Origin of the sequence: Janthinobacterium sp. 75 (assembly GCF_004365495.1) — a bacterium.
In the GTDB taxonomy this organism is placed as follows: domain Bacteria; phylum Pseudomonadota; class Gammaproteobacteria; order Burkholderiales; family Burkholderiaceae_D; genus Janthinobacterium.
Genome location: NZ_SORD01000001.1, coordinates 4,372,922 through 4,386,559, shown reverse-complemented (window position 1 = coordinate 4,386,559; position 13,638 = coordinate 4,372,922). Strand labels below are relative to the sequence as shown.

The window sequence follows — 13,638 nt, the reverse complement described above, 5'->3', positions numbered from 1 at the left end:
TCCGAAACCGCGTGGCACGGATGTTGCAACAGTAGAAATCATGACAAAAGACCACAGCGTAAATACATCACGCCCTACGGGTGCGGCTATGGACCAGCCGGTCCTACGACAGCGCGGCCGGCGTTGGGGCATGGCAATAGCGATTTTGCTCATCTTGATTGGACTTGCTGCACTGGCGTGGTGGCTCTGGCCCAGCGGACTACAGGTACCCGCTGCCAGCGTGCGCATCGCTGTCGTCGAGCGCGGCATCTTGCGCGACGACGTGGCCGCGCGTGCAACGGCCCAGCCGCTGCACTCGGTCGTGCTGGATGTGGTGGAAAATGGCCGGGCCGAAGAGGTGATGGTGCGCGATGGCGCGCTGGTACGCCAAGGCGAATTACTGTTCCGGCTGTCGAATCCACAGCGCCGGCTTGAGGTGCTTGCACGCGAAGCTGAGCATGCGCAGCAGATTTCAAACCTGTTGAACCTGCGTCTCGCGGGTGAATCCAGCCGGGCGGAAAGTGCGCGGCGCAGCGCCGACCTCGCGTTTGCAGTCGTTCAGGCTGAGAAGCAATTCGCGAGGAGCGCGGCACTGGCCAAGCAGGGTTTCGTGTCGGGTTCTGCACTGGAAGAAGTAGCCGACCAGCTGACGCGGCAGCGCCACGCGCTAGCCAGCGAAGACGCTGCTGGGAAAAGCGAAGAGGCAGCCCGGCGCGACGCTATCGGACAGATTGCCCAGGCGGTATCCAGGCTGGAAGATGGCCTGAAGTTGGTCAATGCCGGCGTCGATGCACTGGCCGTGCGCGCGCCCGTTGCCGGCCGCCTTGCAGATTTCAAATTGCAGGTAGGGGAAACAGTCCGATCAGGACAGCGCCTTGGACGCATCGACGACATCGCGCAATTTTGTTTGGCGGCCCAGCTCGACGAATACTATTTACGTCGCCTTGCCACCGGCCGACCGGCGACAGCCGTGATCGATGGCCAGGCCAAGCACGTGATTGTCAGCCGCATATATCCGCAAGTGAGCGACGGCAAATTCACGGTTGAGTTGACGTTCGTTGATGGCCAGCCGGCTACCCTCAGCCCAGGCCAGAGCGTCGACGTCCTGATCACGCTGGGTGCTGCGCGGACTAGCTTGCTTCTTCCAAATGATGCGTTCAGCAATGACACCGGCGGCGGCTGGGTATTCGTCGTGCGCGCTGACGGCGTACAAGCGGAGCACCGGGCCGTGCGTTTTGGCCGGCGCAACAGCACGCAGATCGAAGTACTCGACGGCTTGGTCGCCGGCGAGCGCGTCATCGTGTCGTCATACACGCCGTATGGAACGGCGCTGCATCTTCAGCTTACCCACTAACAGGTCTCTCACGGAAATGACAACATCATGCAATTGAATCGCACACAACAGGAAAGCATGTTCAGGCTCGTCAACATAACGAAAACGTATCGTGGCGGCGAGGTGCAGACAACGGCGCTTGACCGGATTGACCTCACCATCGCCGCGGGTGAATATGTGGCGATCACCGGGCCGTCCGGCTGTGGCAAGTCAACACTCTTGGCTATGCTGGGACTGCTGGACACGCCCGACGGTGGCGAATGCTGGTTCGACGGTCGCAATGTGGCGGGCTGGAGCGAGGCACAGCTCAACCGATTACGGCGCGGACGTATCGGCTTCATTTTTCAGAATTTCAATCTAATCGAAGAATTGACGGTTGCCGAAAATGTGGCATTGGCACTTGACTACCTGGATGTGCCTGCAACGCAACGAAAGGTTCGCGTCGCCGCGATGCTTGATCAACTAGGCGTGGCGCACCGCGCCGGTCACCGTCCGTCGCAACTTTCCGGCGGACAGCAACAGCGTGTAGCCATCGCGCGCGCGCTCGTGGCCAGTCCAGCGCTGCTGCTTGCTGATGAGCCGACGGGCAATCTTGATACAGCACACGGCGACGAGGTGATGCGCATTCTGCGTCAGATCAATGCAGATGGCACGACCATCGTCATGGTGACGCACTCGCCGACGCACGCCGCGCAAGCTTCTCGTACGGTACGGCTGCTGGACGGCCGTATCCTGATCGACGCCCTGCAGCCCGCCTGACCGGAGAGCGAACATGTTATTGACCACGATGCGCCACAGCGCACGCGCACTGCGGCGGGAACCCGCCTACGCTGCCATTGTCATAGTCACCCTAGCTATCGGCATTGCCTCAGCCATACTGATTCTCGGCTTAGTGCGTTACTGCTGGCAATATAATGCCGAAGTGCCCGATGTGGAACATGTCTACGTCGTGAAGCAACGCGACAATGTCGATCCCACGGGCCCCTGGTACGACCAGGCGCCGCTGCTGCTGCGCTCTGTTGCAGCGGCAGCGCCCGGTGTGGCTGCGGCCACCGGCTACTTGCCATCACGTCCCGAGACAGCAGGCTTGACGGTCAACGTTGACGGCAAGCTGCATGCCCTGAAAAGCCTGACTGTCTTGCCTGGGTTTGTCGAGATGTTGGGCCTGAGGGCAGTGCAGGGCGATCTTGCCACCGCATTGGAAGCGCCGGATCAGATCGCGGTCACCGAATTAACTGCAATGCGCTTGTTTGGCACCAAGCAGGCGCTGGGCCGCAGTCTGTTTGCGGAAGGTAAATTGTTACGGGTTGGCGCGGTGCTGCGTACGCCGGCAGCGAATACCACCATGCCATTTGAAGCACTACTAGGCACCGATTCAACGCTAGCGGCCGATGTCCGCGATGAAATGCGAACCGGCCTCAAAGGCTGGCCAGGCAAGCTCCTGGTGCGTGTGCACACCAGCGCGTCTGTGCCGATGCTTGTCCGACAGCTGCAGGACGCAGTCGACGGTGCACCAGCATTACATCAGCAGACCCCCGATATCAAGGCGCGCCTGGGCCGGCGCCCAGTAATGGACATTGCGCTAGCGCGGCTCGACGCAGCCTATTTCGATACGGGCATCAAGGGTAATTTCATCGCCAGCGCGGGCCAGCGGGGCGATCCGGTGGTCGTTGCCGGCCTTGCCGCTGTCGCCGTGCTCATCCTTGTTCTGGCTTCGATCAATTTCGTGAACCTGGCGACCGTGCGGGTAGTGCGGCGCCAGCGTGAACTGGCCATGCGCAAAGTGCTCGGCGCCTCAGCTTGGAGCATTGCGCTCGAATTGCTGGCGGAGGCATGGCTGATCACGTTCTTGGCGGCTGCTGTCGGCCTACTCCTGGCATGGCTGGCACTGCCGCTGTTTTCGACCCTGGTCGGCCGCCAACTCAACGACGCGCTCACAGTTGGCGACCTGGGTTGGGTCGGTATCCTTGTCGTCGGGCTCGGGCTGTTGACGGCGGCCTGGCCGGCGTGGATCGCTTGGTCTGTCCCTTCGGCAAAATCATTGGCCGGGCGCACGGCAACTGAATCGCGTGCGACTGCACGCCTGCGGCGCAGTATGACCGTGGCGCAGCTAACGGCAGCGATTGGATTTGCCAGTGTGACCTTGGCCATCGCCTGGCAGACAAGTTACGCCATGCGCGCTTCGCCTGGATTCGACCCGGCCTCCATACTTATCGTAGATATGCCTGAACAGGTCAAATACAGCGCGCCAGCGCGCGGCCTGATGACGGCTTTGGCGGCTGCGCCCGGGGTACAAGACGTAGCTGTGTCGGATGACGCGATCGGCCGTCATAACGACACGTGGCGCCGCGACCTGAAACGTCCGGATGGCACCAGTGCCACGATGGAAATCAAGCAAGTTAGCCACAATTTTTTTATGCTTTACGCCATCAAGCCAGAAGCCGGGCGCTTGTTCGATCGAACCCTGGACCATGACGACGACTCCGTGCCGCTGGTTCTAAATGCACTTGCAGCACGCCAGCTCGGCTTTGCCGACGCACGAGCAGCACTTGGTCAAATCGTTATCACGACAAGTTTTGATAACAAGCCGGTCCCAGGTCGTGTCATCGGGATCGCGCCACCACTGCGGTTCCAGTCACTGCGCGAAGCACCGGCGCCGATGGCGTTCCAATTGAGTACAGGCGGTAGTGCCTTGAGCGTGCGCACGGATGGCGACCCCGCCAAGGTGGTTGATGTCATCAGGTCCATATGGCCAAGTTATTTTCCCTCGGCCATTGCGTCCATCCAGCCAGCGTCGAGCGTCCTGGCCGCCAATTATGCTGACGATGCGCGCATGGCCAGCCTGCTCGCACTGGCAACAGGTATCGCCCTAACCCTTGCAGCATGTGGAACCTACGTTCTGTCGGCCGATACAGTGCAGCGCCGCGCTCGCGAAATTGTCTTGCGCAAGCTGCATGGTGCAAGTGACTCTGCTATCGGCCTCCTGGTCTTGCGCGGCGTCGGAACTATGCTGTTGGTAGCCGCGTTAATTGGATTGCCGGTTGCAGCAGTAGTCATCGCACGTTATCTGTCTACTTGGGTCGAAACGGCACCAGTCGGGTACTTGACCTTACTGCTCGCGTTCGTCGTGACCAGCGTTGTTGCATTGGCGGCAGCCAGTCGACAAGCGTGGATCGCGATGAAGGTCCGTCCCGCCAATGCCCTTCGAATGTAACGCATCAATGTTCGTTACGAACACTCGACGTAAGCAAAACGCAGCATTTGAAAGGCTGCTTTGGGGGGCAAGCGGAACTTCGCATGTGAAAAATCTTGCAGCAAGCCGTACCACATTTGAATGTGGCAAACCGGTGCTGTCGAAGAGTCGATGGCAGCCTGTGTCAGACCTGTTCGTCGGTACACAGTGTGCCTGCAAGCTATAACGCTTCAGGACGATGGCGCCGCCATCGCCAGCGAATCGGAGAGGATATGCCACAAGGCCGCGTGGCGCTGCTGTAGGGCGGCGCCGCCCGCGTAGATCAGTTCCACGTGCAGGCTGTCGACGATGCCCAGGTAGGCTTGCGAATACAGGTCGAGGCGCTGGGGCGCCAGGGCGGGCGCCATGCGGCCCAGGCTCTTCACGTAATACTGCTGCAATTGCGCCAGCAAGGCTTCGTAGCCCGTACCGACTTCGATGCGCAGGGGGGCGGGCGGTAAATACGCCGTGCGCAGCAAAAAGCGCAAATGGGCCGAATCCGCATAGCGCTGCGCCATGCGGTCGCAGTACAGCGAGCCGGCCAGTTGCCCGTCGGGTGCCTCCAGCGCCGCCTCGTCGGCGAAACAGGCGTCCATGAAGGCTTGCTCTTCGGCCAGCGCGTCGGCAAACACGTCCAGAAACAGGGCGTCCTTGCCGGCGAAATGGGAGTAGAGCGACGCCTTGCGCATGCCGGCTTGCGCGGCGATGTCGCTGAGAGACGAGGCATCGTAGCCATGTTCCGAAAAGTGCACGACGGCGACGGCACAGATGTTATCGGCCGAAGCCGAGCGTTTTTTCATCATTGGGGTGAGAGTGAGTGAGGCGTCAGTGCGCTCCCAGGCTGCTGGCATGGGCCGGATGGACGCGCGCAGTGGCCAGGGTCAGCCATGATACCAGCAGGCCGGCCACCGTCAAGAACAGCAGCCAGGGCAGCGGCCCCCATTCGGACAGGCTGGCCGCCAGCGGCGTGGCCAGCGAGGACAAGGTCATCTGGATGGCGCCCAGCAAGGCCGCCGTGGAACCGAGCGCACGCTGTTGCGAGCCCATGGCCATGGCCATCAGTGCCGCTTCCGCGATGCCCAGGCCAAACAGGGCCACGAACATGCCGGGCACGACGGCGACAATGCCGAAGCCCGCCCACGCACCCAGCAGGGCCAGCACGGCGCCGCCCAGCATGGCGGCGCTACCCGCCACGCAGAGGCGCGCCACACCGTGCTGTTCCACCAGGCGGCCACTGGCCATGGCGCCCAGCAGCACGGCCACGCCCGTGGCGCCGAAGACGAGGCCGAAGCTGCCGGCGGACAGGCCGAAATCGCGCTGGTACACCAGAGACGCCCCGCCGATATAGGCAAGCAGGAAAAAGAAAGTGGCGGACAGGGCCAGCGCGGGCAGCAGGAAGGCGCGGTCCAGCGCGATGCGCGCATAGGTGCGGTGCAGGCCGCGCGGCGAGACTCGCTTGGCGATGGGTAAAGTTTCCGGCAAGAACAGTGCGCTATTGAGCAGGGTCAAGGCGCCCAGCGCGGCCAGGGCCAGCATCACGGCGCGCCAGCCGTATTGGGCATCGAGCAAGCCGCCCACGGCGGGCGCCAGCACGGGCGCCAGGCCCACGATGGTCATCAACAGGGCAAACAGCTGCGCCGCTTTGACCCCATCTGCCACGTCGCGCACCATGCTCATCACCACGACCAAGGTCAGCGCCGCGCCCAGGCCCTGCAGCAAACGCGCCAGCAGCAGGGTGGACAGCTGGTCCGCCTGCGACGCCCATACGGCCGCCACGATGTAGACGGCGATGCCGGCCAGCAGCGGATAGCGCCGGCCCAGCATGTCCGTCAGCGGCCCACACAGCAATTGTCCGCCGCCCAGGGCCAGCAGGAAAACGGTCAGGCTCAGCTGCACATTTGCATACGAGGTGTGCAGTTCCCGCGCCATCGCAGGCATCGAGGCCAGGTACATGTCGATGCCTGCCGGACCGAGCACTGCCACCAGGGCCAGGGAAGCCGCCAGCCCAAGACTGGCGGCGGGGAGAGTGGTTTGCTGCTGCATTGCGATTCCTTCGTGTCATCAAAAAATCGGGGCATGGACGCCGCCGTGTTTTTTATTGTACACTTACTGCCTACCGGTAGGTAGGTTGTTCAATTATGTGAAGGGGATGAGAGCAATGAAGAAAGAAACAATGACGGGAGAACTGGCATGACGGAAGTGGGAATTTCGCTCAGCGGCGTGGCCGTCGCGTTGCTGTTTGCCGCCTGGAGTTCGCACCGCAGCCGCTGTGAGCGGCGCGATGTCATGTTGCTGACGATACTGGGCACCGTGCTGGGGCTGCCGGGTGCGGCCTTGCTGGCGTTGTAAAAGTGAGTCGCGTAGGTCGGATTAGCGGAGCGTAATCCGACCTCACCACACACGCCAACCATGTTGTCGGATTACGGCCCTCCGGGCCTAATCCGACCTACGTACCCTTGCGGGCATGAAAAAAGGCAGGCCGTCTGGCCTGCCTTCCTGTCGCTGGCACGCCCGCGGAAGCGGGCGCGTGGCGTTTACTCTTCTTCGTACGAGCTGATAGGTGCGCAGCCGCAGAACAGGTTGCGGTCGCCGTACACATTGTCGGCGCGGCCGACTGGTGGCCAGTATTTGCGCTGGCGCAGGGACGCGACTGGGTAAGCCGCGATTTCACGGCTGTACTTGCGTTCCCAGTTGTCCGACATCAACACCTGCGCCGTGTGCGGCGCGTTCTTCAAGGGGTTGTCGTCGTGGTCGAATTCACCGCTGGCGACCTTGGCGATTTCCGCGCGGATGGCGATCATGGCGTCGATGAAGCGGTCGATTTCCACTTTCGATTCGCTTTCCGTCGGTTCGATCATCAGCGTGCCCGGCACGGGGAAGCTCATGGTCGGCGCATGGAAACCGAAGTCCATCAGGCGCTTGGCCACGTCTTCGTTGCTGATGCCGGTGGCGTCCGTGATCGGGCGCAGGTCCAGGATGCATTCGTGCGCGACCAGGCCGTCGTGGCCCGAGTACAGCACAGGGTAGTGCGGCGCCAGGCGGCGCGCGATGTAGTTCGCCGCCAGAATCGCCGTCTCGGTCGCTGCCGTCAAGCCTTCCGCGCCCATCATGGCGATGTACATCCACGAAATCGGCAGGATGCTGGCCGAGCCGAATGGCGCGGCGCTGACAGCGCCGATACCGGCGGCATCGCGCTGGTAGCCCGACGAACGCTGGTTCGGCAGGAATTTCGCCAGGTGGGCGCCCACGCCGATCGGGCCGACGCCTGGTCCGCCGCCGCCGTGCGGGATGCAGAAGGTCTTGTGCAGGTTCAGGTGGGACACGTCGCCGCCAAACGAGCCGGGAGCGGCCACGCCGACCAGCGCGTTCATGTTGGCGCCGTCGATGTAGACCTGGCCGCCGTGCGAGTGGATAATCTCGCACAGGTCCTGGATGCCTTCTTCAAACACGCCGTGGGTGGATGGGTAGGTGACCATCACGCAAGCCAGGTTGGCGCTGTGCTTTTCCGCTTTCGCTTTCAGGTCGGCCAGGTCCACGTTGCCGTTGGCGTCGCAGCTGGTGACGACCACCTGCATACCGACCATGTTGGCCGAGGCAGGATTGGTGCCGTGCGCCGACGATGGAATCAAACAGATGTTGCGGTGGCCTTCGCCGCGCGACTCATGGTAGGCCTTGATCACCAGCAGGCCCGCATATTCGCCCTGCGAGCCGGCGTTCGGCTGCAGCGAGACGGCCGCATAGCCAGTCAGCGCGCACAGCATTTCTTCCAGCTGCGCAATCATTTCGCGGTAGCCCACGGTTTGCGCATCGGGCGCGAACGGGTGGATGTTCGAGAATTCCGGCCAGGTCACGGGAATCATTTCGCTCGTCGCGTTCAGCTTCATGGTGCATGAGCCGAGCGGGATCATGGTGCGGTCCAGCGCCAGGTCCTTGTCGGCCAGGCTGCGCAGGTAGCGCAGCATTTCGTGTTCCGAATGGTAGCTGTTGAAGACGGGGTGGGTCAGGTAGGCGCTCTCGCGCGCCAGGTTGGCCGGCAGCGCGCTGGTCACATTCGCTTCCACGCTGTCCAGGTCCGGTGCGGCAGGCGCGTTGACCAGGCCGTGCGCGAACACTTTCCACAGCAGCGCGATATCGTCGCGCGTGGTGGTTTCATCGAGCGACACGCCCACGTGGGTATTGTCGATCTTGCGCAGGTTGACGCCGTGGTGAATGGCCGTCGCGTGCAGTTGCGCCGCATCGGCGACGTTGATGGTCAGGGTGTCGAAGTAGCTTGCATTGACGACGCCATAGCCCAGGGTCTTCAGGTTGGCGGCCAGCACGCCCGTGTAACGGTGCACGCGCTGGGCGATCTGCAGCAGGCCGGCAGGGCCGTGGTAGACGGCGTACATCGAGGCCATCACGGCCAGCAGCACTTGCGCCGTGCAGATGTTGGACGTCGCTTTTTCGCGGCGGATATGCTGTTCGCGCGTTTGCAGGGCCAGGCGATACGCCTTGTTGCCTTGCGCATCGACGGTCACGCCGACCAGGCGGCCCGACATATTGCGCTTGAATTCATCGCGCGTGGACAGGAAGCCAGCGTGCGGGCCGCCGAAACCGAGCGGCACGCCGAAACGCTGGCTGTTGCCGACGACGACGTCGGCGCCCCATTCGCCAGGAGGCGTCAGCATGGTCAGGGCCAGCAGGTCGGCTGCGACGATGACCATGGCGCCATGCGCGTGCAGTTTTTCCACGCCGGCGCGGTAGTCGCGCACGACACCGTTCACGCCAGGATATTGCAGCAGCACGCCGAAGCAGGCGTCCAGCGACTCGATTTCCGCCGGGTCGAAGGTGCGCACCTCGATGCCGATCGGCTGGGCGCGCGTCTGCACCACTTCCAGCGTTTGCGGCAGCACGTCATTGGCCACATACAGCACGTTCGACTTCGACTTGCCCACGCGCTGGATCAACGTCATCGCTTCGGCGGCGGCCGTGCCTTCGTCCAGCATCGAGGCATTCGAGATGCCCATGCCGGTCAGGTCGGTGATCACTTGCTGGAAGTTCAGGATCGCTTCCAGGCGGCCTTGCGAAATCTCGGGCTGGTAGGGCGTGTAGGCCGTGTACCAGGCAGGATTTTCAAAGATGTTGCGTAAAACCACACCAGGGGTGAACGTGTTGTAATAGCCTTGGCCAATCAGCGACTTGAGCACCTGGTTCTTGCCGGCGATGGCTTTCAGGCGCGACAAAGCTTCCTGTTCCGGCATCGGCTGCGAATACGCGCCCAATGGCAGGGCGCCTTTGTTGCGGATGTTGGCCGGTACCAGGGCATCGATCAGCGCGGCGCGCGATGAATAGCCGAGGGTCGCCAGCATGGCTTGCTGTTCGGTGGAGGAAGGGCCGATGTGGCGGGCGATGAAGGCATCGCGTGCTTCGAGTTGGGTCAGGCTGGTGCGGGTCATGATATAGAGGCCAAAAAAGACTGAAAAACCGGGAGGCGGCGCGCGGGCGCTGCTGGAAAAAAGCAAACGGGCCGCAAGCGCGGCCCGTGAGTCAAACGCGATTACGCGCTGGTGGTGGCGCCATAGGCGGCAGCGTCGAGCAAACCGTCCAGGGCCGACACGTCGGCTGGCTTGATCTTGAACAGCCAGTTGGCGTAGGCGTCGGTGTTGATCGATTCAGGCGCATTGACCACGTCGTCGTTGACGGCCACGACTTCGCCGGCGATAGGCGCGTAGATGTCGCTCGCGGCCTTGACCGATTCCACCACGGCGGCGTCGTCGCCGGCGCCATAGGTATTGCCCACGGTTGGCAGTTCGACGAAGACGATGTCGCCCAGGGCGTCCTGCGCGTACTCGGTGATGCCGACGGTGATAGTGCCGTCGCCTTCAAGGCGTACCCATTCGTGGGAGGCTGTGTACTTCAGGTCTGCAGGAATGTTCATGTGTGGCTCCAGATGGTAAGTGTTCGTTATTGATTATGGTTGTTCGGTCTTGCGGGCGGTGGCTCTCTATCGCTAATCGCTTACGCAGCCAGGATTTTACCGTTACGCACGAAAGGAAGCTTGACGACGGAGGCGGCCAGTTGTTTGCCGCGGATTTCCACGTGCACGGTGTCGCCCACGTTCACGCCATTCGGTACGCGCGCCAGGGCAATCGCTTCCTGCATGGTCGGGCTGAAGGTGCCGCTGGTGATTTCGCCTGTGGCTTCGTTGCCGGCGATGATGACTTTTTGGTGGGCGCGCAGCACGCCGCCTTTTTCACGCAGGATCAGACCGACGAATTGCGCGTTCTGGCCTTTTGCCAGCAGGGCGGCCTTGCCGATGAAGTCACGCTCGCTGACCAGGTCGATGGTCCACGCCAGGCCCGCGTCGAGCGGGTTGACGGTTTCATCCATGTCCTGGCCGTACAGGTTCATGCCCGCTTCCAGGCGCAGGGTGTCGCGCGCACCCAGGCCGGCCGGCTTGACGCCGGCGGCGATCAGGGCGTTCCACAGCGCTTCCACCTGGGTCGCGGCCACGCCGATTTCAAAACCGTCTTCGCCCGTGTAGCCGGTGCGCGCCAGCATGACTTCGCCGAACGCGGTGTCCTTGACGATGACGACATTGAAGGGCTTGATGGCTTCGGACGCGGCTTGTGTCTCCGGCAGCACTTGCCACACCTTGGCGCGCGCGTTCGGCCCTTGCACGGCCACCAGGGCCATGGCGTCATTGCCGTCGCGGCGTTCGGTAATCGTCAGGCCGCTGTTGGTGTTGGTATTTTGCTGCTGCATCCAGGCCACGTCTTTTTCCGCCGTGCCCGCATTGACGACCAGGCGGAACCAGTTTTCGCTGAAGAAGTAGACGATCAGGTCATCGATGACGGTACCTTCGGCATTCAACATGCACGAATACAGCGCCTTGCCCGATACTTGCAGCTTGTCGACGTTGTTGGCCAGCAAGCCGCGCAAAAAGGCGCGCACGTTCGGGCCTTCGATATCGACCACGCACATATGGGACACGTCGAACATGCCGGCGTCGCTACGCACGGCATTGTGTTCTTCGATTTGCGAGCCGTAGTTGACGGGCATGTCCCAGCCGCCGAAATCGACCATGCGGGCGCCGAGGGCACGGTGGGCGTTGTTGAGTGGGGTCGCTTTGAGCGTCATGGATTCCTCGGGACGAAGGTAAAGGGGGAAGTTAACAGAACACACAGAGCCAAACACGGCTTTCCGGCGTGATCACTGACCCCCCTGTCCTTTGTACCTGAGAGATTACGGGGGGCTTGCCCCGTGCGCCCCTTCGGTGGGCCGCCGGCAATAGCCGCGGCCGCTCTCCAGAGTTGAGCTAAAGGTGTCGCCAAAGCAACAACTTCAGTCCGCCTGATCGGTCCTTTTGCCTGAGAGTTTTTGGGTAGTGCCCCTTCGGCGGCAACGCTGGGTTGCCCTCTCCCGATCAAGTGTGAGGAATATATGCCAGCAGGGGTATTCTGTCAATCTGTAAAGGCGTTGCCAAATTGCCGTAAAAGCCCCGATTTGCGGGGCTGTTGAGGGGGCTGATCCAGTGCAAAAGGGCGCCCGGCCCCGCGCGAATGGGCTATGATGAAGTTCGGGCTTTCTTGTGGGTGGCTGCCATGAACACGACACAGAGCGGGATACAATACGAGATACAACACGAGATACAAAACAACACCGAGCAGCACGGTTACTTCACCCTCTCGGGCGACGTCAACAGTGACATGGTGCGGCGCGTCTTCAACGCCGTGTCCGACATCACGGAAGACAAGCTCACTACCGCGCACATCCTGATTCAATCGAACGGCGGCTATGTCAGTGATGGCATCTGTCTGTACAACTTCATCAGTCAGTTGCCGCTCGACATCATTACCTATAACGCAGGCGCCGTGGCGTCCATCGCCGTCACCCTGTTTCTGGCGGGGCGGCACCGCCATGCCAGCGACACGGCCCGTTTCATGGTGCACAAGTCGCATGCAACCGCCTCGCCCGGTTCCCGGCCCGATGCGCTGAGCATCATCGTCGAGGGCTTGCGCGCTGATGACATGCGTACGGAGCGCATCCTGCGCGCCCACGTCAAGCTGACGGACGAGCAGTGGCAGGTGCATGCGTATTCCGACCTGCACCTGACGGCCGACCAGGCGCTGGAAGTGGGCATGATCGAATCGATCCGCGATTTTGCGCCGCCCAAGGGCAAACGCCTGACGAATATCTGAGGCGCGCCCGGCGCTGTCAGGCGGATGGTTGGGCGTGGAAATTTTGTAATCGAATGTAATTCTTCGCTGCAGCACAGCAAAAGCCGCGCGGAACAGGGCCGAGTCATGGCATAGTGCGAGTTGTTCATGAAATAAGTGCAAGCACGATGACTTGGTGGAATGGGATTTCTTTTGCGGCTGACATGTCCGTGATGGGGCCGGCTGGTGTGGCGATCGCCCTGTGGCTGCTCGTGTCGCGCCAATGGCGCCTGGTGCTCAGCTGGAGCTTGTGGTACGGCGGCGGACTGGCCCTCGTGGTGCTGTCAAAACTGGCCTTCATGAGCTGGGGCGTGGGCAGCAGCGCGCTCGATTTTACCGGTTTCAGCGGCCACGCCATGCGCGCCGGCGCCGTGTTTCCCGTGCTGATGTATGTGCTGCTGCAGCGGGCTGAACCGCGCTGGCGCAATGCCGGCGTCTTGATCGGCGTGGCGTTTGCCGTGCTGGTCGCCATTTCCCGCGTGGTCGTGCAGGCGCACAGCGTGTCGGAAGCCGTCAGCGGCTGCGTGCTGGGCCTGGCGCTGGCACTGGGCTTCATGTGGAATGCCCGCGGCGTCGTCAATTTCGCCGTCAGTCATGCGCTGGCGCTGGCCAGCATGGTGCTGATGGTGGCGCTGAGCTTCAAGGCCGAGCCCATGCCGACCGAGCAGTGGCTGCAAAAACTGGCCATGTTGCTGTCCGGCCATGAGCGTGTTTTTTCCCGCGAAGACTGGAAGCTGGCGCAGGATGGCCGCCCAGCCCCGTGACAAGGGGCGCGCTGCTGCCTGGCGCTGCTGTTTTTTGGCCAGAAAAGCATCAGGAAATGGTATGATGAACCACTTTTCAGCGGTGAGCAGCCAGGCTGCCGTCGCAATGGTGCATCTGAACTGAATATGAAC

At 62.2% G+C, this 13,638-nt stretch carries 11 protein-coding genes and 2 riboswitches; of the genes, 6 read left to right on the top strand and 5 right to left on the bottom strand.

Annotated features, from left to right (window positions below; all coding sequences use genetic code 11):
- Positions 1-130: 130 nt before the first annotated feature.
- The 3 genes from C8C89_RS19915 to C8C89_RS19905 are packed head-to-tail and all read left to right on the top strand — an operon-like array spanning position 131 to position 4,526.
- Positions 131-1,333, top strand: coding sequence for an HlyD family efflux transporter periplasmic adaptor subunit (locus C8C89_RS19915; RefSeq protein ID WP_243858136.1), 1,203 nt, complete (start codon positions 131-133; stop codon positions 1,331-1,333).
- Positions 1,334-1,390: 57 nt separating this feature from the next.
- Positions 1,391-2,071 (top strand): ABC transporter ATP-binding protein, encoded by a 681-nt coding sequence (locus C8C89_RS19910; RefSeq protein WP_101480881.1) that lies wholly within the window; start codon positions 1,391-1,393, stop codon positions 2,069-2,071.
- A gap of 13 nt (positions 2,072-2,084) precedes the next feature.
- Positions 2,085-4,526, top strand: coding sequence for an FtsX-like permease family protein (locus C8C89_RS19905; protein ID WP_133992088.1), 2,442 nt, complete (start codon positions 2,085-2,087; stop codon positions 4,524-4,526).
- Between the two features lie 209 nt (positions 4,527-4,735).
- Here the strand turns inward: C8C89_RS19905 and C8C89_RS19900 are convergent, their stop codons facing one another.
- Together C8C89_RS19900 and C8C89_RS19895 are read right to left on the bottom strand one after the other, a co-directional pair.
- Entirely contained in the window at positions 4,736-5,347 is a 612-nt protein-coding gene (locus C8C89_RS19900) for a TetR/AcrR family transcriptional regulator (RefSeq protein ID WP_133992085.1), read from the bottom strand.
- A gap of 22 nt (positions 5,348-5,369) precedes the next feature.
- Positions 5,370-6,587: a Bcr/CflA family efflux MFS transporter gene (locus tag C8C89_RS19895; RefSeq protein ID WP_133992082.1), complete on the bottom strand. Its 1,218-nt coding sequence runs from the start codon at positions 6,585-6,587 to the stop codon at positions 5,370-5,372.
- A gap of 147 nt (positions 6,588-6,734) precedes the next feature.
- Here C8C89_RS19895 and C8C89_RS27070 point away from each other — a divergent pair, with 147 nt between their 5' ends.
- A complete protein-coding gene (locus C8C89_RS27070) occupies positions 6,735-6,893 on the top strand; it encodes a hypothetical protein (RefSeq protein ID WP_166674806.1) in 159 nt (52 codons plus the stop codon).
- 185 nt (positions 6,894-7,078) lie between these two features.
- Here C8C89_RS27070 and gcvP read toward each other — a convergent pair whose 3' ends face one another.
- From gcvP to gcvT, 3 genes are all read right to left on the bottom strand, one after another.
- Entirely contained in the window at positions 7,079-9,979 is a 2,901-nt protein-coding gene (gene gcvP, locus C8C89_RS19890) for an aminomethyl-transferring glycine dehydrogenase (protein WP_133992078.1), read from the bottom strand.
- Between the two features lie 101 nt (positions 9,980-10,080).
- The gene (gcvH, locus tag C8C89_RS19885; protein ID WP_101480885.1) at positions 10,081-10,461 is read right to left on the bottom strand and encodes a glycine cleavage system protein GcvH; all 381 of its coding nucleotides are present in this window, start codon (positions 10,459-10,461) and stop codon (positions 10,081-10,083) included.
- Between the two features lie 80 nt (positions 10,462-10,541).
- Positions 10,542-11,663, bottom strand: a complete 1,122-nt coding sequence (gene gcvT / locus C8C89_RS19880) for a glycine cleavage system aminomethyltransferase GcvT (RefSeq protein WP_101480886.1) — start codon at positions 11,661-11,663, stop codon at positions 10,542-10,544.
- A 74-nt stretch (positions 11,664-11,737) separates the two neighbouring features.
- A riboswitch (glycine riboswitch) is annotated at positions 11,738-11,844 on the bottom strand.
- Positions 11,845-11,871: 27 nt separating this feature from the next.
- A riboswitch (glycine riboswitch) is annotated at positions 11,872-11,958 on the bottom strand.
- Positions 11,959-12,127: 169 nt separating this feature from the next.
- On the opposite strand from gcvT, the gene C8C89_RS19875 reads away from it, so the two are divergent.
- Together C8C89_RS19875 and C8C89_RS19870 are read left to right on the top strand one after the other, a co-directional pair.
- Positions 12,128-12,724 carry an ATP-dependent Clp protease proteolytic subunit gene (locus C8C89_RS19875; RefSeq protein WP_243858132.1) on the top strand — a complete coding sequence of 199 codons (597 nt, stop codon included), beginning with the start codon at positions 12,128-12,130 and terminating at the stop codon, positions 12,722-12,724.
- 146 nt (positions 12,725-12,870) lie between these two features.
- Positions 12,871-13,506 carry a phosphatase PAP2 family protein gene (locus C8C89_RS19870; protein ID WP_243858129.1) on the top strand — a complete coding sequence of 212 codons (636 nt, stop codon included), beginning with the start codon at positions 12,871-12,873 and terminating at the stop codon, positions 13,504-13,506.
- Positions 13,507-13,638: the final 132 nt, after the last annotated feature.